This window comes from Mucilaginibacter mali (assembly GCF_013283875.1).
Lineage (GTDB): Bacteria > Bacteroidota > Bacteroidia > Sphingobacteriales > Sphingobacteriaceae > Mucilaginibacter > Mucilaginibacter mali.
Window position 1 is genome coordinate 1609328 of record NZ_CP054139.1, and the last position, 22517, is coordinate 1631844.

Sequence of the window (22517 nt, forward strand, 5' to 3'; positions counted from 1 at the left end):
GAAGGCTGAAAGCAGAAAGCTTTTTGCTTTGGTCTTTCAGCTTTTCGCTTAACGAATCACCGCCACATACCCGCTTAGCGGGCTGCTGCCATTATTGAGGTTGATGACATAATAATAAACCCCGGTGGGCAGGTCGGCGCCTTTGTATTTGGCATCCCAGGGACTGGTATAATTTACCGAGTGATAAACCTGCTGTCCGCCGCGGGTAAAGATATCTACTGTGCAATTGGGGAAAGTTTCAATGTTTTTGATGATCCAGGTATCGTTCACCCCATCGCCGTTGGGGCTAAAAGTATTGGGGATAATGGCCTGTATGCCTTTAACATCAAGCACCGTGAGTGATCCGGGTTTGGTGTCGATGGCGTAATTATCGGCCGCGCCGCCGCTAACGGTAATAGGGTAAGTGCCCGGGGCCGATGTTTTGATGGCCGTGGTGCTGATGCTGGGCAGGGCGGTTAAAACAGTTTCGTCCTCGCCATTTACAAAGCCGGCATAGGTGGCGGTCAGCACCGGGTTATCTGTTCCGTATTTGCGCTGCTGATCGTCGGCGGTAATGGTGAGCGGGGCTTTGTCTACCGTGCTTTTGGCGGTGGCGATGAAGGCATCGGGCACGTTGGTGCTGGTGAGCAGCACATCGCCCGCGTAATTATTGCCCACGGGCGTGGTAGCCGCCAGCCTGATGTAAATCGTGGTAGATGGGATTGCACCTGGCCCGCCTATCTGCGCGGTACTGCCATAAGTGTTTCTGTCGGTACTGACCTCGAAACCGGTGGGCGGGATCACTTTTATGGCCTCGGTCATATCGGTAGCCGATACGCTGAAACTAATCTCCGCCGAAGGTGTACCATAAGTAGTGCGGAGCGCGGTGAGCGTACCCGTTGGGAAAATATGCTGCACGGCCGGTTTTACGGTGATAGTAAACTGTGCGCTGTTACCCACGCAACCTGTGCCGGCCACAATAAAATCGCCAAAGGAAACGGGTGAACCAAGTAATGGAATAGTAGTATTCAGGCTGTTATCGGCTGTGTTAATTACCATTACGCTGTTCGAACCATAATTGGCTACATAAACCAGCTTACCATCGGGACTAACGGAAATACCCTCGGGTTTGCTGCCGGCACCGGTAGGCACTGTTTTGATAATGCTCCTGTCGGATGTACGGATAATAGATACACTGTTGGAGCCAAAGTTGGTTACATAAAGTATACTGCCATCCTTGTTAATAGCTATGCCTGTAGGATTAGTTCCAATCTGTATATCGTCTATTTTTCTCTGCTCAACGGTACTGATCACCGAAACCGACGCGCTGTTATAATTGGTTACATAAACATAGTTACCATCGGGGCTAACCGCAATATACTGGGGGCTGCTGCCTACCGTTACAGAATATATTACTTGTTTTGAAGCCGCGCTGGCCACAGATACGGTATTATTTTTGTTAGCCACATAAACCCAACTACCATCGGGGCTTACCGCTACGCCAAGTGGGTTTTGCTGTACTATAATACTACCCAATATACCGTGACTGTTGGCATCTATTACCAAAACAGTGTTAGAGTTGCCGTTTGTTACGTATAAAGTGCTTCCATCGGGACTTAAGGCTAAACCAGAGGGGTTGCTGCCGACAGGGATACCGCCAGTTGCTTTATTAGCCGCCGTATTTATAATGGATACTGTGCCGGAATTTTGATTAGCAACAAAAACGGTAGTGCCATCGGGGCTTACTACCGTAGCGTAGGGCTTTTGCCCTACACGTATGGTATTTACTTTTTTCCCGGTAAGCGTATTAATAACCGCTACGCTGTCCAGATTCCACATAGCTACATAGGCCAGCGGGTCGTTATGCGGCGTTACGGTAATGGTGGCTACGGCATCTGTGCTGCCTTTGTTAATGGTTTTAAAGGCGGCGATATTGCCGTCGCCGCTGGCGGGCAGACCGATTGAGGGATCGCTATTGGTCCAGCTATATGATGTACCTGTCCCGGTAAAATTAACGGCGGCAGTATTTTGCCCTGCAAAACGACTTTGCGGGGCAACATCATCTACCTTAGGCGGGGCGGCAACCACACCGTTTACAGCTACCTGCAATGGAGTAGCTCCGGCCGACTGTACATCTACCTGGCCCGAGATTAGTCCTTTGGCCGATGCTGCGGAACGCACAAAAATGGTGGTGCTGGTCACCGTTTCGCCGGTGGGGCTTAGGCTGATGGCGTTGCTGAAACCGCTGTTCGCGTCGCGCGATATTTCAAAACTTGCCGGGGCGGTGAGGTTGATATTGCCGGTAAGCAAAGTGCCAGATACCGTAAACTGCTGCAATTTGGGATTGGCCGAGGCGTTACCCTCGCAGGCTGTAATAGTGCCGCCTGCCACACTGGCAATAACATAGGGGATAGCTGGGGTAACCGTGCCGGTAATTTTTATTTCCTGATTAGCTGCGCCAGCGCTTTTTAAGGTGATGGTGCCGCTCAGCGGGCCTACGGGGTTACCAGCTGCTATGCGGATATAAAGGTGCACAGGTGGTGGTGTCCCGCCATTGCCGATGACGATAGGCACCGATGTGTAAGTGATATCATCCAAACTCATTTCGAAACCCGATGGCGGTGTAAAGGTAGCCGCTATACCCTCGGTCAAATTAACGCCCGAAATATCAACATAAGTTGATTTGGAGGGGATATTTGCCGGTGTGCTTAACACATCGGGAGTGCCATCAACCACAATAGTTGGCGGGGTAGGGTTAATGGTGAAGGTGTAGGTGATAGGCGTACTGCTGGTGCAGGTGTTGCCGGTAATGAAGTTGCCGAAGGCGATTGGGGCGGTATCAGTAAACGGGATCTTTTTTAAAACTGTGTTGCTTATCGGTTCTATCGCCCACACATCATTCGAATCGTAATTAACAACAAAAAGTATCCCCTTTTGCGTCATCGCGATACCATTGGGGTTTTGCCCTACATTGATCACGCCGACAGGTAGGTTGCTAAGTGTGTTTACAACAGATACCGCATTATTTCCGGGGTACGTCATATAAAGGCGGCTGCCATCAGGGTTTAAAGTCCCGCCAAAATTAAGGTCGGCAATGCCAGCGTTTACGCGTTTTAACTCGTGGGTTTGGGTATTAACAGTTGCAAAGGTTTGTTCATAAATAAGCCTGTTATTATCAAGCGCATCGCGGGATATAGCATAGTTAATAAGGTAAGCCGTTGCCCCATCAGGGCTGAACAATATTTGATGCGCATCGGCGCCCCCTGAGTCGGTAATGACACTAAGTTTGTTTGTAAATGGTGTATATTCGTGAAGATGGTCATCGCCTGCTATATAGACCGAACTGCCATCGTTGTTCACCGTTACAGCAGTTGGATGTCCCGGAAATGGTACTAACCTGTAAAGGCCATATGCGGGGTCGGTAGTATCAATAACGTAAATACTTTGATCGTCGGAGTTGGCCACATAAAGCCTTGTGCCATCAGGGCTGACATCTAAACCCATTGGTTTTTGACCAACTGGGATATCGGTTATCCATTTATTGTTTACACCATCAATCACCGAAACGGTATTACTATTTAAATTACTTACATACACCCGTGTACCATCCTTGCTTACCGCTACGCCATAAGGGTTGTTACCTACACGTATTTGGGTTACTATGCTGTAGTCGTCGGTATTTATTACGGTAACCCTGTTAGCAACCCGGCTGGGGATATAGGCATAAATAGGCCGCGGTGTGGGTGTAGCGGTGATGGTAACCATAATAGGCGTACTGGTATTATTAATAGCTTTAAACGGCGCAATATCCCCCGTGCCATTTGCAGTCAAGCCGATGCCGGTGGTGGGATTAAACCAGTTATACACACAGCCCGATGGCCCGCCCCAAATAATGGGTGCGGTCATTTGCCCGTTGGTAACAGCCGGGCCGGTAATTTGGGCAATAGCCGACCGGGGCAGTAAAAAAACCACCAGCAGGGTATATACAATAAGCCAAAATCGCTTCATGCAGGTTTATTTACATGGCAGGCATTAATGTATAAATATATTAAATGCAGGTGAAAGCTTAAAGGCGAAAGGTGAAAGCAGGATGGTTAGCGGGATGCTTTTAGTTTAAAGCCGAAAGACCAAAGCAGAAAGCAGGATTCGTGTCCCCTGTAGCTTTCCGCTTTGGTCTTTCGGCCTTATGTGCTCTGTTTTTCTGCTTTAGACTTTTAATTTTTGACTTTCCTCAACGGCAGGTGTTTGTTGTAGCTCAACTGTCGCCATATCCACTCAACCAAACCATAGTTATACCGCGCCAGCCACCATTTGCTAAAGTATATTTGCGCAATGTAAATGCTTAGCGGCAGCGCCCAGTAAAACCAAAACGGCATGGTTGATCCCAGCGCTAAACCCACCCCGCCAAAAACAAAGAACGAGATGATGTTTTGCACCATATAATTGGTCAGCGTCATTTTACCAATGGCTTCCAGCGCGCGGAAAAAGGCTTTCAGTTTACCGTTAACATACAGGCAGCACAGGGCCGATACGGTGCACAGCATGGTAACGATGATATACGGATAGCGGACATTATAGTACTTGAAAAACTCCCATTTCATTTTTTGAGAGAGCGGGAAGAAGATGGTCAGTAACATAAAACCAACCAGGGTACACCAAAAAATGCGCTTCACCTGCTTTTTGTTATCGGCCAGATTCTCGAAAAAATTAACGCGCTGCGCCGCGAAGCCCAGCATAAAACACAGTAACTGCACCAGGTGCACCATATATAGGTACCCGGGCGATATCATCTCGCGGTACCATGTACCCAGCAGGTTAAATTTTACGTTATCAAAAAAGTTTTTGCTGTGGTAAAGCGGCAGTAATTCGCCAAAGTACTTTTCGCCATCGCTGGGTATCTTATATATCCATGGCGCCAAAGCCGGCAAAATGAAAAACAAAACAACGGCGAAGATAAATGCCGGTTTGGGTTTAATTTTATAAAACAATAGCATCACTAAACCCATAAAGGCGTAATCCTTTAAAATATCGCCCCACCAAAAACAACAGTTCACAAAGGCTATCACAAACAGCCAAAGCATGCGCACGGTGAAAAACTTTACCGGGTTATAGCCCTTATCGGCAATATTGCGTATCAGCACCGCGAAGCCATAGCCGAAGAGCATGCTCAGCATCGTCCACGATTTAGCGGCGAAAACGATCCATCCGGTGTACTGCAGGATATTGGTCAGCAGATCGGCATGGTAGGTTTTAGGCGGGTTCCAGCCTACATCGTGATAGTCTACATAGTTCATCAGTACTACGCCTAACAAAGCCCAGCCACGCAGCATATCTACAATGGCCGTACGTTTTGAAGGGGCTATAGGTTGAATTTGTTCAGCCGGCATAAATGGTTGATTATTAAATTGTGACAGGATAAAAATAGCTTTTTTATTTAAACGGATGAGGGCCCGGATAAGATATTGTTATCAACACAAAAGCGCATCGCAAAACATAGGAATGACGCAGAAAATGGTGCTCATTTGGCTTGTTGCTAATCAGCGAAATCAAAAAAATCAGCGGTCGGAATCAGCGCGGTCAAAACATCGTCTTCAAGCCATCCAAAATGCTTTCAAAAAACGTATGCAGGTTAAGCCCGCTGTGATGATTGAAGTAAATAAAGATGAGGAAGATAATGATGGCGATAATGATAAAGCGCTTAAACAGGTAACCCAGCAACACCAGCGAGAGGGGGATTACCAGCAGCCAGCCCCAGCCAATGTGCAGTGGCAGCAGCTTATCATTACTTTTATAAACGTAGTATAGTTTGGCATGGGTGCCTGTATCGTTATTATGGCGGATGTACAGGAAGATGGATTTCTCTATTTTGGGACTGTAAAAAGCTACGCCCTTGGTAAAGGTAAGGGGCTGCTCGAACCCATTCACCGCGAAGGTGAAAATACCGTTCACGTTTTCCTGCACCACATCGGCGCTGTCGGTAGCAACAATGGCCACCTGGCTTTGGCCAAAGGGATTATCTTTTATAATAAAGTGATTAATGGTAATCGCATCGGCCCAGGCGAAACAGCCGGTGGCCAGCAGTAATACCAGTGTAAGATAAAAGCGTTTCGGTGTCATTTCAATTGATTAACCAATGTCTAATTTAATCATTTTAATGGCCCGGCATGTAATTACCGGTCTGGAAACATCAACAATTATGATGAACAGAAGTTTGCTTTAATAAGTAATGGATTTACGATAGGAAGTTTCGCCGCCCAGCGCGAATTTTAACCCGATAACAAACTGGCTGAACGAGTCCTTGTTAGACCCATAGCTTATCCCGTCGAAAGCGTCGCTCATGATCAGGTTGCGCTGGTAACCAAAATCCAGTTTCATGCGTGGTTCGTTAAAACTGTTGAAAAACTTAAACTCGTAGCCCAGTTTTACCGGGATAAAAACATTACTACCCTTGCTTTCGCCCGAGAGGAATCCCGAATCATAGATCTTCAGGTCGGTATAAATTACGCCAACGCCGCCGCTCACGTAGATATTTTTCAGAAAGTTTGCAAACTGGCTTTGCGAATAATCCATTATCTCGCCCATTTGCAACTGCGCACGGAATGAAACCGTAGTATAATCGTTAGTAAAAGTTAAAGCAGAACCGGGGATAACCGACAGCGAATCGGCCTTTACGCCACCAACCTGCAATTCGGCTATGTAATTAATAAAAGGGGTGTAATTATAGGTGAAGCTTGCCATGGCGGCGTAACCTGTTTTTGGGATGCGGAAATCGGTTTTAGCTTTATTGATGCCTGCCGATAAGCCGAACTCGTATTGCGAGTAATTATAACCAAACTGGGCCTTTGCCGCGACGGATAAAACGCAAATCAACAGGGTAAGGATAATATTTTTCAAGAGACAGGTTTTAAGTTTAAATGCAATAATTTGTTACAATAACACGGTGCGCACTTGTACCTTACCAAATGTATATAAATTTTTATTCTGATGGTAAAAAATCTACGGTTAAATTGAAAAAGGAGTGAAGCCAATTTTTATATATTTGGGGAATTTTAAAAAAGGTATTCAAAAAAGAACAGATATGTCGAAAATTAAAGTAGCAAACCCCGTAGTTGAACTGGATGGCGATGAAATGACCCGCATTATATGGCAATTTATCAAGGATAAACTGATTTTGCCTTATTTAGAACTGGATATTAAATATTACGATCTGGGCATTGAATATCGCGATGAAACTAACGACCAGGTAACCATCGACGCGGCTAACGCTATTAAACAATATGGTGTGGGCATTAAATGCGCAACCATCACCCCGGATGAGCAGCGTGTTGAAGAGTTTGGCCTGAAACAAATGTGGAAATCGCCAAACGGCACTATCCGTAACATTTTGGACGGTACCGTATTCCGCGAGCCGATTGTGATGAGCAATGTGCCACGCTTAGTACCAAACTGGACAGCGCCTATCTGCATTGGCCGTCATGCTTTTGGCGACCAGTACCGCGCTACCGACTTTTTAACTAAAGGCAAAGGCAAGCTGACCGTAACCTTCACTCCTGAAGATGGCGGCGAAGCACAATCTTTTGAAGTATTTAACTTTAAAGGTGATGGCGTGGCGCTAACCATGTACAACACCGACGAATCTATCAAAGGCTTCGCGCATGCCTGCTTTAACCAGGCGCTGATGAAGGGCTGGCCTTTATACCTGTCGACCAAAAACACCATCCTGAAAAAATACGATGGCCGTTTTAAAGACATTTTTGAAGAGATCTACAAAAACGAATATAAAGCTAAGTTCGACGCAGCCGGTATCACTTACGAACACCGTTTGATCGATGACATGGTTGCATCGGCCCTGAAATGGAACGGTAACTTTGTTTGGGCTTGTAAAAACTATGATGGCGACGTACAGAGCGATACCGTAGCACAAGGTTTCGGCTCCTTAGGTTTGATGACATCTACCCTGGTTACCCCTGATGGCAAAACTATGGAAGCTGAGGCTGCCCACGGTACCGTAACCCGCCACTACCGCGAGCACCAGAAAGGCCGCCCAACTTCAACCAATCCTATCGCGTCTATCTTTGCATGGACACGCGGTTTGGAGTTCCGTGGTATTCTGGATAACAACCAGGAACTGATCAACTTCTGCAAAACTTTAGAGCAGGTTTGTATCGAAACCGTAGAAAGCGGCAAAATGACCAAGGATTTGGCCATCACCATTAAACCAAAGGTTGAACACGGTACCGATTACCTGTACACCGAAGAGTTTTTGGAAGCCATTAACGAAAACCTGAAAGCTAAACTGGCATAAGCTGCTGGCTTTTAAATAATAAAAAGAGGCTGTCTCAAAAGCGAGGCAGCCTCTTTGTTTTTGAGCGTAATTTTCAGTAACTTAAAGGCATGGGAGGAAAAGTAGTCTTTAAGGAATATGATCCTGACCAGTTAACCTTTTTACCGTATAAACTGGAGGAACTGGTACCGCAGGGTCATCCGGTACGTATTGTATCGAAGGTGGTCGATCAGGTAGATGTTAAACCGATTAACCGCAAGTATAAAGGCGGCGGGGCATCCAGCTTTCATCCGCGGCTGATGCTCAAGCTGCTGATCTACGGTTATCTGACCAACACGTATTCTTCACGGAAGTTGGAAGACCAGGCCGCGCAGAATGTACATTTCATGTGGCTTTTAGGCATGAAAAAGCCTGATCACAATACCATCAACCGTTTCCGGAGCGAGAAGCTGTCGGGTGTTTTAAAGGAGATCTTCTCACAGATCGTATTGTTATTACAGCAGGAAGGTATCGTCTCGCTGAAAGAAGCTGTTTTTACCGATGGTACCAAGATCGAATCGGTAGCGAACAAGTACACTTTTGTATGGGGCAAAAGCATTAAGAACAGCAAGGAGAAGATGAAAGCCCAATTGGATGAACTGTGGAGTTATGCGCAAACCATCGCTGCCGAAGAACTTAAAGACACCGCACCGCTGGAATACAGCGAGATCAACCCGGAAAAAGTAAAAGAAACGATCTCAAAGATCAACGCCGCCCTGGACGATAAGGAAGATGTCGATAAGAAAGTAAGGCAGAAGCTGAACTATGCCAAAAAGCACTGGCCGGAGAACCTGGCCCGGTATGACGAGCAGGAAAAGCTGTTAGGCGGTCGCAACAGCTTTTCGAAGACCGACCCGGGTGCCACCTTCATGCGGATGAAAGAAGACCCTATGCTGAACGGGCAGCTTAAACCCGGATACAATCTGCAGATCTCCACCCAGGAGCAGTTCATCTTGAACTATAGCCTGCACCAAACCACAACCGATTACCAGACCCTTCCATCACACATCGAACAATACGAAACTTTATATCATGCACTTCCAAAAGCGGTAGTGGCCGATGCGGGCTACGGTTCGGACGAGAACTATGGCGTATTACAGCAAAAAGGCATTGAAGCTTATATCAAATACAACACGTTCGACCAGGAACAAAATAAAGGCATCAAAGCATTCGGTAATGACAGTTTGCACTATAATGAACAGGAAGATTACCTGGTATGTCCGATGGGACAACACATGCAGCATATCGGCACCGGGCAGCGGGTCTCCACATCCGGCTATGTGCAACTGATCAGCCGCTATCAGGCGCAGAATTGTGAAAACTGCCCCATGCGGGGCGTTTGTCACCAAGCAGCCGGTAACCGCGTGGTGGAGATCAACCACAGCCTTAGAATACACAAGCAGATAGCGAAAGAAAGATTGAATACCGAACAGGGCATCAAATACCGAAAGCGACGGCCCGCAGATGTCGAACCGGTGTTCGCCAACCTGAAGCATAATCACGGCTTCAGGCGATTCCTGCTGAAGGGAATGTCCAAAACCGAGGTCGAAATAGGGTTATTATCCATCGCACATAACCTCAGAAAGTGGAAAGCCTGATAAAAAAGGCTTTTTATCCGATAAAAACACCTGAACCAACTCAAAAAAATCGAAAGCAGGCTGATACAGTCCCGCTTTCCTAATAACTCATCTAAATCGGCATCAACGAAAAAACCGCCTCATAATTGACTTATGAGACGGCCTCTTTTTATTATACCATATTGTAGCGTAATCGCGTTATCACCCGTAACTTTATATAATTGATCTATTTGCTATTTGTTTAACCACAAAGGTCGCAAAGGGAGAAACACAAAGGCCACAAAGATTTTAGTTGAGATTTTAAGTTTTAAAGGTCGCAAAGTTCATTTTTGTCTTTGTGAGTTTTTGTATCTTATCTTCTTTTTTCAATTCTCTGTGCACTTGTGGAATCAACAACACGAAGATCTTAGTGTACTTTGTGGTTAAATCACCAATTAAATATAATCGCAACTTGAGTTAATTACCGGAATGTTTATGAAGTATCTGAAAATTACCCTTATTGTTTTTGCCATAGCAATATTCTTCTATTCGTGCGGTACCAAGTGCGATGGGGTAGCCTGCACCACATCGCCGCCAGTAATGATACTCGACTTTAGGGATAAAGCAGGCCGCGATCTGCTGAACCCCACAACCCCCTTTCATTACGATACGTTAAGGATGAAACTGCTGAATGCCAGCGGGCTGATCAGCTTTATAAAACAAGGGACCGTAGCGCCAAATAAAGAACGCATAAAGATGGTGCTGAACTGGAGCATGGGCGAGAACATCACCTACCTGAAACTGACCGACAACGATCAGGATACCATTTTTACCAATTATCAAAAAACAACTGCGGGCTGCTGCGCCAATTACCAGCTGCAATTGTTTAAATACAATACCAAAACCTATACCGATTCGGTAGCGAACCGGTATTTTACCATTAATAAGTAGTATGAAAAAGGTAGTTTATTTTTTGATGATCGTACTGATAGCAGCCGCATCATGTAAAAAAACAAAAGGTGTTGATAGTACTCCGTCTACCGATCTGCAGAAAGCTTATGCCGATAATAGCGCCAAAGTAACCATAAGCAATGGGGTATGGGGCACCGTATCTACCATACAAGGCAACTGCATGCCTACTACCGATCCTAAAACATCCACCTGCACATCGTTTGTGATACAGCGCGAAGTGCGGATTTACGCTTATACTAAAAATACAAATGCAACGCCGACCACTCCGCTGGGGGGCTTATACGATAATTTTAGCACCCAGCTTATTAAAACAATAAACACCGACGCGCAGGGCTTTTACCAGGCCCAATTGCCCGACGGCGCCTATACCGTAGTTTTTGTTGAAAGTGGCAAACTATACGCCAACAGCGGCGACAGCCAGGGCGGCATATCGCCGGTAACCGTAAGCCAAAACAAGGCAAATCTTAATTTAATACTTAATAGGGCTGCTTATTAATGCAGGCTTAAAGTGATTTTAAAATTTAAAAAACTAAATTTGGCCTTCACCTATTATCAATTTAGTTTTTAAATATTTACTATCTATCACGGCATGTCAGCATTATATCCCTTACAGTTTAAAACCATTTATAAAGACAAGATCTGGGGCGGTCAGAAGATCAAAACCTACCTGCATAAAGATTTTGGTGATCTGCCCAATTGTGGCGAGACCTGGGAGATTTCGGGCGTAAAGTCGGATGTATCGGTGGTGGCCAATGGCGCGCTGGCAGGGGAATCGCTGGCCGGCTTGCTGGAGCAATATAAAGATGAGTTGGTAGGTAAGCATGTGTACGATCACTTCGGTAATATTTTCCCCCTGCTGGTGAAATTTATTGATGCTAACGACGATCTTTCCATACAGGTGCACCCTAATGACGAACTGGCCAAAAAACGCCATAACTCGTTCGGCAAAACCGAAATGTGGTATGTGATAGAGGCCGATCCGGGTTCTACGCTGATTGCCGGTTTCAGCCAGAAAGTTGATGAGCAAAGTTATGTAGACAAGCTGAACAGCGGCCATTTGATGGATATCCTGAACAAAGAGGATGTAAATGCGGGCGATGTGTTCTTCCTGCCCGCCGGCCGCGTGCACACCATTGGCAAGGGCCTGCTGATTGCCGAGATCCAGCAAACATCAGACATTACTTACCGCATTTACGATTTTGACCGTGTAGACGATAAAGGCCAAAAACGCGAACTGCATACCGAACTGGCCTTAGCCGCGCTTGATTACAACGTTTACCCCGAATATAAAACCCAATATACCCCTGCTAAAAACCAGGATGTACATTTGGTAAGCTGCCCATACTTCACCACCAATGTGATGGATTACACCGAAAACGTAACGAAGGATTACAATACTTTAGATTCGTTTGTGATACATGTTTGTGTAGATGGCGCATATACGCTGAAATGCAACGGCGAAAGCTACGAAGTGAAAATGGGCGAATGCCTGCTGCTGCCAAAGATAATTGACCAGGTGGAGTTGGTTACCGAGGGGGGCTTTAAGATTTTGGAGAGTTATATTGAGTAAAAAACAAAGTCGTCATGCTGAGCATAGCGAAGCATCCCCGATAAGTGGAGCGGTAATGCATGACCGACCTGCCTACCGGGGATGCTTCGCTATGCTCAGCATGATGATGGTTTATTATGCTTCGCTATCGCTTAGGAAGACGATTTTGGGTTACAACTTCACCGCCCTTAACATTTCCCGCTTTCCTGGCGCACCCGGCGCTTTTTCTACTTTAAAACCAAGCGCTTTTAGCATACGTTTCAGGTTACCGGTGATGGCATAGGTAACAAATACGCCGCCAGGTTTCAAAAAGCTTGCGGTATGATTGATCACCTCCTCGCTCCACATCTCGGGCTGGTGCAGCGCCGCAAAGGCATCAAAGTAAATTACATCGTAAAGTTCGGCACTTTGAAAGGCCGATAGGGTAGTATGCGCGGTTTTAAGCTTGCAGTAAGGATTGATATCAACCAAATGATTGATGGACGACGGATACCAATCCAGAAAATCGGCCCATAATTTTGGCGATACGTAATCATTATAGCCGGTTTGGCTGATCATTTCCAGGCTCAGCGGATAAGCCTCGATGCCGGTATGCTCCAGTTTGATGTTTTTGGCAGTACAAAAATCGGCGCTGAGCAAAAAATTGAGTCCTGTGCCCAGGCCCACTTCCAGTACAGATACCTGTTGCATATCCATCCCCGCTAAAAAATAGCGTAAGCCCGAATTTAGAAATACGTGTATACTTTCCTGTAAAGCCCCGTGCTTCGAGTGGTAATTTTCGCCAACCATGAGGTTGTAGATGGTTTTAGAACCATCGGCGGTGGTGACGAACGAAAGTTCAGGCCCCCCGGCCCCCTGAAGGGGGAGCTGATCTGCCTGATGATTGCCAGTTTCTTCTGTCATTTATCCTAAACTCTTGCCAGATCAAGCGTCCACGCTTGATCTATATCCTAATTAAGCGTCCACGCTTAATTTTTACGTGAGTGCGGACGCTCAAATATACTTACAATCAAGCGTGGACGCTTGATTGGGCGATGCGAAGTAGTCGCGCAGCAATCTATAGATACCCCTCCCAGCCACCGCACAAGCTATCGCGCTCCTCCCAAGGGAAGGAACTGTCTTGCGTATTAGTGTGCTTGGAGAAACTTCGTCACCACCTGTCCCATATCATAAACCGGCACATTAGTAATTTTGGCAGCGATAATACTGGCAGCCGCTGCCGAGCGGTACCCGGCGGCGCAATGTACTACAATGGGTTTATCGGTTGGTATCTCATTTAGGCGCTCGCGCAGTTCGGGCAGGGGGATGGCCAGGGCGTTTTCAAATGGCATGCCGCTGTTTATCTCTGTCCAGTTGCGGGCATCGATGATGGTATAGTTATCGGGATTAGCTTCAAAAGCATCCAGATCAAACGTAGGTGTGGTTGCTGCCGTTAAATTAGCAGGTGCAACCTGTGCCGATCTGATATTCTTTTCATAGCCGATCTTGGCCGTTTTCCTGATCACCTTTTCAAGGCTTTCCGCGTCGGCAGCCATCAGGTAAAATTCTTCGGTTGGGTTAATTACCGAACCCAGCCATGTTTCGAATTTGCCGCCATCCTGTAGATTGATTGCGCCTGCGATATGGCCTTGTTTAAACGCTGTGGCCGGGCGGGTATCTATAATAGGTACACCATCCTTAAAAACACGGTGATCTATGCGAGGTACGGCTGCTATGTTGATTTCAAGTGTATCGGCACCAGCTTTGTTCATCTCTACATCGTAACCGAAGTAACGGGGCATAAAGGGCTGATCGGCGGTGAGCAGTTGCACAAACTGCAATTCGTCCATTAATTGCAACGCATAGTTCTCGCGGATCTCCCTGCCGATGGTGCTGTGCAGATCGGGACTCATGTTTTTGCCGCAAAGCGAGCCGGGGCCGTGCGCCGGGTAAACGGTAACATGGTGGGGCAGCTTCATTAGTTTATCGCGGGTGCTATGGTACATCTGGCGGGCCAGGTCTTCTTTCTGGGCGGTGATATTGCCCGCGCTCTCACGCAGGTCGGGGCGACCGACATCGCCTACAAAAAGGGTATCGCCGGTGAAAACATCCGTTTGGCGGCCATTCTCGTCCTCCACCAAAATACATATCGAATCGGGCGAATGGCCCGGGGTATTGATGGCTTTCAGTTTGATATCGCTCAGGCTGATCACATCACCATCATCAAAGGTTTGGTGCGGGTATTCGGCACCAACCAGCTTGCTCACATAAATGGTAGCGCCGGTAGTTTCGTGTATCTCCAGGTGCGAGCTTACAAAATCGGCATGCGGATGCGTTTCTATCACGCCGGTTATCTGCGCCTGGTGCAGGGTAGCGAAATCATAATAAGGCTGCGGATCGCGGGCGGGGTCAATCACCACCATGCTGCCATTGCGGATGACCGCGTACGATGCATGTGCCAGGCCGGTATCGTAAAACTGATGTATAACCATATGTGTGGCAAAGATATACAATTACAACTATTCGGTTTAGTGATGTTGGTCATTGGGTGTTCATCTTTTTGGAGATGTTATGATTTGGCTAAATCCCTTTTGCTTTTACAATAGTTCCGTCCCATAAATGGGATGGCAATGATTTTTTTAATTGCCGTTGATTTAACCAACAAGACTATACGGTATAGATGCCTGGGTTTTAGCCCAACGCGAAGAGCGATAAAACCAAAACCCTATTTTGTAGTTTAACACTAATATCACACTAAAATAACCTTGCAGCTTTATAGCTGCACAAATGTTCAACCAGATGGAACTAAAAAAATACCTGCTGATCCCTATACTGCTGTTAAGTGGCTTGCTGACCGATTTTACGGCATCGGCCCAACAAGTACCATTTTATACCCCTACACCGGTAAACAGCCGGCTGCGCAGGCGCGAGATACGCGACAGCCTGCTTAACCATAAGCACCTGCAACGCGCTTTTATCGAATTTGGTATTACGGAACTGGCCCCCTTCTCCTTAGATAGATTTATACGGCATGCCGATTTTGCCCAGATCACCTGGAAAACCACGGGCTACAACCTTAACCCGGCGCATTGGGCCTGGGATAACGACCCTTTTCAAACCAATCAGTTCGGGCACCCTTATCATGGCAGCTTGTTTTATAACGCTTTCCGTACCAATGGTTACAGTTTTTGGCAATCGGTGCCGGCGGCTTTCGCGGGTAGTTACCTGTGGGAAACTTTTGCCGAGAGCCAGCCGCCCGCGCCCAACGATTTTATTAATACCAGCTTTGGCGGCATCGTTCTGGGCGAAATGACCTATCGCATGTCTAACAAAATTGTAAACAACCATACCCGCGGCTTTCACCGGCAAATGAGTGAGGTGGTGGCATTATTGGTATCGCCAACAAACGGCCTGAACCGCATATTGGATGGTAAATGGGGGAGGGTGAGCCCTAATACGCTGGAGGTGGATTCCTCAAAGATCAGCGCCGAGTTTGATCTTGGTTACCGTAAATTCAATACGGGTAACCAAAGCTTGTTTGGCAGTAACGGGCAAACCGGCTGGTATGCGCACGCTAAACTATTGTATGGTAGCAGGTATCAAAATTTCAGCAAGCCCTTTAGTAATATTATTATTAATGCCGAGGTGGGTAAGGATGACAGTACGTTCCTGAATACAGTAAGCGTTTATGGATCGATAGCCGGCTGGCAACTGGATACCGCCGAGACCATTAAGCACCTGCTGGTGATATCGGCCAATTACGATTACATTGCCAATTCCTCCTTCTTTTATGGCGGCGAAAGCGTAAAGGCCAACCTGTATTCGCAATTTGTACCTTTCAGGAAGGTGAAGTTGAGTACCCAGTTATCTGCCGGGCCGATACTACTGGCAGCCATACCAAGCCCATACTCCGATAGCGGCCGTAATTATGATTATGGTTCGGGTTTTGGTATTGGTGGCGGCGCCACCTTAAGTTTGCTGGATAAATTTTTCTTCACGGCCAATTATCGCGGGGGATATTCTAAAACGCTGAATGGCAGTCATTCTCATTATTTCCTGCATTCCGTTTCGGGCGAGTTTAGTTATATGCCTATTCCGCACGTTTCGGCCAATATCGAGCCGGGTTACGTAACGCTGGAGGGCAACTACCGGGATCATCCCGAGTTTAACCGTAATTATCCTTATGTGAAGATCTCGGCAAGGTGGGCGGTGAATATCAGGTAATACCTCTCCCCAACCTCTCCTTCGGAGATGGGCTTAGGAAATAAAATAGGTTGTCATCGATAGAGCATGGGAGGAAAGTGTGTTGGGGGGAGAAAGAGAAACCTTATACGGCTTTGCACATCGCACGTATAAGATCTCTCCTCACACCATCACGCAGGCCCGGCCCGGTTCGTTCGAGATGACAAACTGTATAAGCTCGGCTTAACAAAAGTTAAAACAAAAAAAGGCAGGTATCTTCCGATAACCCGCCTCTCTTTATAGATCAGTTAAATTTTCCTTATGGGAATTTTACGCCGCTATAGGCCGATACATCTGCCAGCGGAACGCTTGAGCCATATTTACTGTTGATGGCTTTAATAAACTCGTTGGCCACAATGGCATAACCGCGCGGGGTTAAGTGCACACCATCTAAGGAGAAGATACCACCGCTCACAAAGTTAGAGCTTAAGCTGATGCCGTTTACTACCAAGCCGTTTGCTTTTACATTGGTTAGGAAGGTATAGGCATCAAATACAGCCAGGCCGTTGGTTGCAGCAATGCTTTTGATGGTGTTATTGTACGATACCACATAATCCTTAACCATCGCCTGCTCTGCCGCATCTAAAACGTATTGGTTTTCGATAGGGTTAAGCGGATGCAAACCGTAAGGGATGCCACCCGTTGGTACGCCCATTTTAGAGGTAGGGAAGGTCAGTACGATCAGGTCGTTGGCAGTAGCCAGTCTCGGCGCGTAAGTTGAGGTAGTACCCGGAACCAGCGCATTGATATACAAACCGGTTACGGTAGGCGCGCTTTTCTGTACGTTAGCCAAAATAAGGGGAACAGTTACCGTAGTAAAGTACGGAATGGTAGTAACATCCGGAATGGTAGCCACAGCGCCTTTAGCGCCGCTGCCGCCTGTGCCGCCAGCCACTAATTTAGCTATAGATGCCTGGTATAAGGCAGCGAATTGCGCTTTATCCGTCAGTACATCGCCCGCACCGCCTGAGGTAGCATAGCCTAAAGCATCGTTATTACCCAGCCAGTCGGTAAAGAAAGTGAAGGGCTTGGCGGTAACAAAATCTAAATAAGTGGTGTTGTTGGTAGGCGTTGGATTAGGCAGTAAGCGCTCGAAGTAACCATTCAGGTTGCCGTAAGGGGCGTAAGTGATCTGCTGTAACTTAATTCCCGGTACACCGTAATTGTTCAAGTCGCCGGTGTATTTGGTATAAGTGGTTACGTTGCCAAAGCCCGGAACCGCAGTTACACCTGTTACAGCCAGGTTAGTAGTTACCGGCGTAGTGATTGGCGAACCGGTGGTCGGGTCGAAGCCTGTCAGTTTAACATAGCCCGAACCATTAGCCTGCGCTTCGGTAAACAGGGGTTGGGTAAACGTGCCGCCGCCAACGCTTGCCATTTGTTTGGCAATGATGCTGGGGTATGAATTTAGCTGCCCATCGCGATAAAGGCCGCCATCGGCATAACCGGCAGTAAGCGAGTTACCCACCGCTATGTATCTTGAAAAATTGGCCGAGCCTGCTGTTGGCGTAGGCGTGGTAATATTGGTTTTGCAAGCTGTAAAGGCCAGTAAACCTGCAAATACGAGTATATGGTGTGATTTGAAATTTTTCATGCGATTAAATTAATGAGGTACTACCAGTGATAAGCAAGTGATAATCCGGGAATGTAAACATTGGTACGGAACGTGCCCGACAGTTGCGACTCGATATTGGTTTGCTTGCGTGCCGAAACGTTTTCGTATTCAAACGACAGATCCAGATCCAGGTGGTTAGCCAGTTTGTAACCTAAGCCGGCGGTCAGGTAATAGCGGTTGGCATCAGGTGCTTCGGGTGTAACATATCCGTCGATAACGGCAGTGCTGGCGAAGCCGCCACCAAGGCGCAAGGCTAGTTTATCGGTGGTTTTGTATTCGGTACCTACACGCAGGTCTAAAGCATCCTTATAATTACGTGGCGAATAAGTATCGGCCAAAACAGCGGTGTTTTTAGCATAATCAAATGCTAAGGCTTTGTAAACGCTCCAGTGTACAAAGTTCATGTCGAAGGCCAAAGTCCATTTTGAGGTAGGATAGAAGCCAAAACCCAGCGAGGTGGTTGATGGCAGCGGGATGCCCGATGAAAATGTGTTTGGCTGTGGGAAGTTAGCCTGTACCGAAGCTGGTACGGTAAACACAGCGTTGCCGGCATCGATAGTGGTATTTACCTTCGAACGGTGGGTGATACCAACGGTTACGCCCGATTCGGTTTTGAAGTAAACACCGGCGTTCCAGCCGTAGCCTTTGCCATCGCCTGATAGCTGCGCCTGGCCATCGGCACCTGCCGAGTTTGACAGCGGGATGGCACGGGTAAGGTTAACGCTTGCGCGGTTATACACAAAACCACCGCCAATGCTCATAAAGTCGGCCAGCTTAATGCTGATGGTTGGCTGGATGTAAATTGCCTTAAGGTCAAGGCTTTCCAGCGAGTATTTGCCGGTCCAGCTGGTGCCCCAGTCGGTTAAACCACCAAATGGCGTATAAACGCCCAGGCCTAATTTCCAGAACGAATTTTTTGGTCCCCAAACCGCGTAGGCAGTAAACGGCGTAGCTATTTTGTTTGAGTTATTGTAAACGGTATTGGTACCGGCCGGGTTAAAAGCCGATTTAAACATCAATGGACTAACGCCGGCCTGGATATAATTTTCGGGTAACATGGCTACAGCGCCGGGGTTAAACAGTACCGATGCGCCATCCTGCAACAAGCCGGTGCCGGTATGGCCCATGCCAATTTGCTTCTGTCCGTGTAAGTTTACCTGGAAGCCCTGGGCAAATGCCATAACCGGCACGGTTGCCAAAAGCAAGAGTAAGAGTTTTCTCATAATTTAAAAAAATGGTTTATAATTATTGATGTTTAAACGTGGGGCGCAAACATACAGTTTTAAAAAAATAAAATTACTGCGGATTAAAATGAAAAAAAGGGCTATTATGCGGATAGATTAGTCAAAAAGTCGGAGAAACCGGGAGAGGTGGCAATTTAACCACAAAGTATACAAAGAGAGAAATCACAAAGAAGCACTAAGACATATTTGTAATAATAAATGCCGGGGGATAAAATCTTTATGACCTTTGTGCAAAATCTTTGTGTACTTTGTGGTTAAATTGCCACCGCATATTTCAACCTATGAGTAAAAAGATCGCCCAATTAAGCTTATCTAAATTTGCCGACCTATATGCCGATAATTTTGTAAGCGCCGATTTTTTTATCGCTGACGAAAAACAGCTGCTCACCCTTAGCGAATACCCCTACCGATCAGATGGTTACATTATTGGTATCTGTACCCGTGGCACCGCCCAGGTAGAAGTAAACCTGCAGGTGTACGAGGCCCGGCCCGATGCCATGCTGCTGGCCACGCCTTTCCATGTGCTGAGGATCTATAATGCCAGTCCCGATTTTTTGTGCCGTTTCCTGGTTTTTTCCAAAGCATTCCTGACCGAGAATAACGGCAACAGCCATTTTTTAGAATCGTTCAGCTATTTTAAAAATACTTCCATCCCTGTTATCTATCCCGATAACGATGATGCCCGAATGGTGCTGGATATCTACCTGCTGATGCAACAAAAATTGGAGCGCGATCATCCGTACCGTATGCAGATCTCACGAAGCATGCTAACCGGGATGCTGTACGAAGTGCAGGCCGTGTACGAGAAGCAGCACACCATTATTAAAGGCAAGCAAACCCGTAAACAGGAGTTGAACGTGTTGTTCCAGGACCTGGTGTTTCAGCAATATAAAGAGCACCGTAACGTACAGTACTATGCCGAATCGTTGTTTGTATCGCCCAAGCACTTAACCGAAACTATAAAGGAAGTCACCGGCCGCACAGCCGGCGAGTGGATAGACGATGCCGTGATACTGGAAGCCAAGGTACTGCTGCGCAATAACGATATCAGTATAGCCAACGTGGCCGATGCGATCCATTTCCCTGATCAATCTACCTTCGGCAAGTATTTTAAAAAGCATACAGGCATGTCGCCGTCGGATTATAGGGTAGTGAGCGGGAATTAAGGATTATGAAAATAAACTACATTTTACTTTTCTTTATACTCTGCGCCATGCTTACTGCAAGTTGTGAGAGTGCAAAGGACAAAAAGCAAAATACCGCCGTTAATGAACGGGATACATCGAAAATTGTACCGTTTGATGGGCCTGATGATACACCATCGCAAACAGAAGAGCGGGCTGCATTAATAAAAAGGTATGATGAAGTGCAAATTATAGACACAACGTTTATTGATGGCACTGATAGCCTGCACTTTTATTTGAAATATTATTGTTTGAAAAATGACAAGATAAAAGTCCCTAAAAAATATCAATCAGATGAAAAAGTCCCTTATTTGTTTGTAACGCATCCATTTGCATCTGATATTACGTTGATCCGTAATGCTGACACAGTTCTAAAGAAACAATTTACGGCTAATGATTTTAAGCCCTTTTATAATGATCCTTTTGTTGGTGCTTTAAAAAAAATATGGATCGATCTTAATGCCTGAAATATCCAGAATGAATAAGGATAAAAGCTGGGTGGTTTTGGGATATTCAGTGGCTATACCCGCAACCGATTTGGGATTGGGTTTTAAATTAATTATTTCAAAAGACGGAACTTATAAAATTAGTGGAAATCAATAAAGGAAGATAAAGTCACAGACTTTAATTTATCCGAGGTTTCAGTCACAGACTAAGATCAATAGGGGGAAATCAGTGGGACTTCGAAGCAACTATTCCGTCATTCTGAGCGATAGCGAAGAATCTCCGATATGCAGGGCAGACCTGTATAGTTTGGGATTCTTCGCTATCGCTCAGCATGACGGGGTGAAGAATTTTTAAAAACAAAATCCCCCTGCTGTTTACCGGTTCAACAGCAGGGGGATTTAATATTCAGGTGTAAAACTGTTATTGCGCCACATCGGCATAGCTGCTGCCAATGCGTATCTTCTTCACAATGTTGGTAGCCTGCGCTTCATCGCCACCGTAAACGCCCCATTTAGGATCGCAATAGTCCGAATCCATGGTGCGGCAGTAGTAGCGTTGACTGCCATTGCTAAAGGTTTGCTTTACGCCGTTGTACCAAAGTTCGATATAGCCGGTAGTGGCGCTGTACGACAGGTTCATGCGCAGCACAAATTTTTGCCAGGTGCCGGTAGATAAGGCGATAGACCATGGTACCGATGCTACGTGATTGATATCGAAGTATTGCAGATCGAGGTTACCGTTTTTGGTACGCAACATAATAGGGTGGTTGGCCGTAGTGCTGGTCGGGTACGATTTCCATTGAAATACCGCGTCGGTTTGCAGGGTTGTCGGCATATATAGTTTGCAGGTCCAGCCAATATAGATCTCCGAACCTGACGCAGCCTGGTAGTTTTTAGCGCCATGGCCTTCAGCACGGTGGCTGCCTGCGGGTTTCAGGAATTTCCAGCATAATGTGCCGGTTTCGTCGTTAATGGTAGTTACGCTGCCGTCCTGTTCAACATTAATGTCTTTCCATACCGCTGCCGATCCGTTCGAGGCGTCACCGTTAAATAGTACCGATTCGGTACGCAATGCAGGGTTGGTGTTGTTGGTTGGTTCGGTACTTGCCGCGCTGTTTTCTTTCTTGCAGTTTGATAGTAGCATCATACCTGCGGCACCCAGTGCCAGGGCTGTAATTTTCATTTTTCTCATAATAAATGGTTTTAGTTTGGTTAATATGCTTTACGCAACCGGTTGCGTAAAATTAGGGATATAAAAATTACATCCAATTCTTTTTTATTGGCTTATTTATCAACTCGTTTGGCAAGCGGTGATCATGTGAGATAGTTTAAAATAAGTGAACACCTGGTAATTGTAAATTTTACACTTTGGATTATGGTATCTGCAAAACAATTATAAATTTGCTTAACCAAATTATACTACCCCTG

Annotated in this window: 17 protein-coding genes; 8 read left to right on the forward strand and 9 right to left on the reverse strand. The window is 46.4% G+C overall.

Annotated features, from left to right (window positions below; genetic code table 11):
- Positions 1-48: 48 nt before the first annotated feature.
- The 4 genes from HQ865_RS06920 to HQ865_RS06935 form a co-directional block, all read right to left on the reverse strand.
- Positions 49-3987, reverse strand: a complete 3939-nt coding sequence (locus HQ865_RS06920) for a beta-propeller fold lactonase family protein (protein WP_173414189.1) — start codon at positions 3985-3987, stop codon at positions 49-51.
- 206 nt (positions 3988-4193) lie between these two features.
- Positions 4194-5366, reverse strand: coding sequence for a DUF418 domain-containing protein (locus HQ865_RS06925; RefSeq protein ID WP_173414190.1), 1173 nt, complete (start codon positions 5364-5366; stop codon positions 4194-4196).
- 190 nt (positions 5367-5556) lie between these two features.
- Entirely contained in the window at positions 5557-6096 is a 540-nt protein-coding gene (locus HQ865_RS06930) for a hypothetical protein (RefSeq protein ID WP_173414191.1), read from the reverse strand.
- Positions 6097-6195: 99 nt separating this feature from the next.
- Complete coding sequence (locus tag HQ865_RS06935) at positions 6196-6873, reverse strand: hypothetical protein (RefSeq protein ID WP_173414192.1); 678 nt, start codon at positions 6871-6873, stop codon at positions 6196-6198.
- Between the two features lie 184 nt (positions 6874-7057).
- Here HQ865_RS06935 and HQ865_RS06940 point away from each other — a divergent pair, with 184 nt between their 5' ends.
- The 5 genes from HQ865_RS06940 to HQ865_RS06960 all read left to right on the forward strand — a co-directional run bounded on the left by HQ865_RS06940 (position 7058) and on the right by HQ865_RS06960 (position 12400).
- A complete protein-coding gene (locus tag HQ865_RS06940; RefSeq protein ID WP_173414193.1) occupies positions 7058-8284 on the forward strand; it encodes an NADP-dependent isocitrate dehydrogenase in 1227 nt (408 codons plus the stop codon).
- An 89-nt stretch (positions 8285-8373) separates the two neighbouring features.
- Positions 8374-9900 carry an IS1182 family transposase gene (locus tag HQ865_RS06945; protein WP_173413881.1) on the forward strand — a complete coding sequence of 509 codons (1527 nt, stop codon included), beginning with the start codon at positions 8374-8376 and terminating at the stop codon, positions 9898-9900.
- Positions 9901-10353: 453 nt separating this feature from the next.
- Positions 10354-10809 (forward strand): hypothetical protein, encoded by a 456-nt coding sequence (locus HQ865_RS06950; RefSeq protein WP_173414194.1) that lies wholly within the window; start codon positions 10354-10356, stop codon positions 10807-10809.
- A 1-nt stretch (position 10810) separates the two neighbouring features.
- A complete protein-coding gene (locus tag HQ865_RS06955; protein ID WP_173414195.1) occupies positions 10811-11326 on the forward strand; it encodes a hypothetical protein in 516 nt (171 codons plus the stop codon).
- 93 nt (positions 11327-11419) lie between these two features.
- Positions 11420-12400 (forward strand): type I phosphomannose isomerase catalytic subunit, encoded by a 981-nt coding sequence (locus tag HQ865_RS06960; protein ID WP_173414196.1) that lies wholly within the window; start codon positions 11420-11422, stop codon positions 12398-12400.
- Positions 12401-12550: 150 nt separating this feature from the next.
- On the opposite strand, the gene mnmD is transcribed toward HQ865_RS06960, so the two are convergent.
- Both mnmD and HQ865_RS06970 read right to left on the reverse strand, forming a co-directional pair.
- A complete protein-coding gene (gene mnmD / locus HQ865_RS06965) occupies positions 12551-13282 on the reverse strand; it encodes a tRNA (5-methylaminomethyl-2-thiouridine)(34)-methyltransferase MnmD (RefSeq protein ID WP_173414197.1) in 732 nt (243 codons plus the stop codon).
- 224 nt (positions 13283-13506) lie between these two features.
- On the reverse strand, positions 13507-14850 hold the full coding sequence (locus HQ865_RS06970) for an MBL fold metallo-hydrolase (protein WP_173414198.1): 1344 nt from the start codon (positions 14848-14850) through the stop codon (positions 13507-13509).
- A 307-nt stretch (positions 14851-15157) separates the two neighbouring features.
- Between HQ865_RS06970 and HQ865_RS06975 the strand changes: the two genes are divergently transcribed.
- A complete protein-coding gene (locus tag HQ865_RS06975) occupies positions 15158-16582 on the forward strand; it encodes a DUF3943 domain-containing protein (RefSeq protein WP_173414199.1) in 1425 nt (474 codons plus the stop codon).
- Positions 16583-16859: 277 nt separating this feature from the next.
- Here the strand turns inward: HQ865_RS06975 and HQ865_RS06980 are convergent, their stop codons facing one another.
- Both HQ865_RS06980 and HQ865_RS06985 read right to left on the reverse strand, forming a co-directional pair.
- Positions 16860-18194 (reverse strand): SGNH/GDSL hydrolase family protein, encoded by a 1335-nt coding sequence (locus tag HQ865_RS06980; RefSeq protein ID WP_173414200.1) that lies wholly within the window; start codon positions 18192-18194, stop codon positions 16860-16862.
- A 20-nt stretch (positions 18195-18214) separates the two neighbouring features.
- Positions 18215-19438 (reverse strand): OmpP1/FadL family transporter, encoded by a 1224-nt coding sequence (locus HQ865_RS06985; protein WP_173414201.1) that lies wholly within the window; start codon positions 19436-19438, stop codon positions 18215-18217.
- Positions 19439-19740: 302 nt separating this feature from the next.
- Here HQ865_RS06985 and HQ865_RS06990 point away from each other — a divergent pair, with 302 nt between their 5' ends.
- Both HQ865_RS06990 and HQ865_RS06995 read left to right on the forward strand, forming a co-directional pair.
- Positions 19741-20625: a helix-turn-helix domain-containing protein gene (locus HQ865_RS06990; protein WP_173414202.1), complete on the forward strand. Its 885-nt coding sequence runs from the start codon at positions 19741-19743 to the stop codon at positions 20623-20625.
- Positions 20626-20630: 5 nt separating this feature from the next.
- Positions 20631-21110, forward strand: coding sequence for a hypothetical protein (locus HQ865_RS06995; RefSeq protein ID WP_173414203.1), 480 nt, complete (start codon positions 20631-20633; stop codon positions 21108-21110).
- 400 nt (positions 21111-21510) lie between these two features.
- Here HQ865_RS06995 and HQ865_RS07000 read toward each other — a convergent pair whose 3' ends face one another.
- Entirely contained in the window at positions 21511-22281 is a 771-nt protein-coding gene (locus tag HQ865_RS07000; RefSeq protein WP_173414204.1) for a heparin lyase I family protein, read from the reverse strand.
- Positions 22282-22517: the final 236 nt, after the last annotated feature.

What these genes read in the sequence shown, in the direction of transcription:
- HQ865_RS06930 (WP_173414191.1), bottom strand. Translation starts at nt 6,096, where the DNA reads ATGACACCGAAACGCTTTTATCTTACACTGGTATTACTGCTGGCCACC.
- HQ865_RS06925 (WP_173414190.1), bottom strand. Translation starts at nt 5,366, where the DNA reads ATGCCGGCTGAACAAATTCAACCTATAGCCCCTTCAAAACGTACGGCC.
- HQ865_RS07000 (WP_173414204.1), bottom strand. Translation starts at nt 22,281, where the DNA reads ATGAGAAAAATGAAAATTACAGCCCTGGCACTGGGTGCCGCAGGTATG.
- HQ865_RS06995 (WP_173414203.1), top strand. Translation starts at nt 20,631, where the DNA reads ATGAAAATAAACTACATTTTACTTTTCTTTATACTCTGCGCCATGCTT.
- HQ865_RS06955 (WP_173414195.1), top strand. Translation starts at nt 10,811, where the DNA reads ATGAAAAAGGTAGTTTATTTTTTGATGATCGTACTGATAGCAGCCGCA.
- HQ865_RS06975 (WP_173414199.1), top strand. Translation starts at nt 15,158, where the DNA reads ATGGAACTAAAAAAATACCTGCTGATCCCTATACTGCTGTTAAGTGGC.
- HQ865_RS06945 (WP_173413881.1), top strand. Translation starts at nt 8,374, where the DNA reads ATGGGAGGAAAAGTAGTCTTTAAGGAATATGATCCTGACCAGTTAACC.
- HQ865_RS06940 (WP_173414193.1), top strand. Translation starts at nt 7,058, where the DNA reads ATGTCGAAAATTAAAGTAGCAAACCCCGTAGTTGAACTGGATGGCGAT.
- mnmD (WP_173414197.1), bottom strand. Translation starts at nt 13,282, where the DNA reads ATGACAGAAGAAACTGGCAATCATCAGGCAGATCAGCTCCCCCTTCAG.
- HQ865_RS06985 (WP_173414201.1), bottom strand. Translation starts at nt 19,438, where the DNA reads ATGAGAAAACTCTTACTCTTGCTTTTGGCAACCGTGCCGGTTATGGCA.
- HQ865_RS06950 (WP_173414194.1), top strand. Translation starts at nt 10,354, where the DNA reads ATGAAGTATCTGAAAATTACCCTTATTGTTTTTGCCATAGCAATATTC.
- HQ865_RS06990 (WP_173414202.1), top strand. Translation starts at nt 19,741, where the DNA reads ATGAGTAAAAAGATCGCCCAATTAAGCTTATCTAAATTTGCCGACCTA.
- HQ865_RS06970 (WP_173414198.1), bottom strand. Translation starts at nt 14,850, where the DNA reads ATGGTTATACATCAGTTTTACGATACCGGCCTGGCACATGCATCGTAC.
- HQ865_RS06960 (WP_173414196.1), top strand. Translation starts at nt 11,420, where the DNA reads ATGTCAGCATTATATCCCTTACAGTTTAAAACCATTTATAAAGACAAG.
- HQ865_RS06980 (WP_173414200.1), bottom strand. Translation starts at nt 18,194, where the DNA reads ATGAAAAATTTCAAATCACACCATATACTCGTATTTGCAGGTTTACTG.
- HQ865_RS06920 (WP_173414189.1), bottom strand. Translation starts at nt 3,987, where the DNA reads ATGAAGCGATTTTGGCTTATTGTATATACCCTGCTGGTGGTTTTTTTA.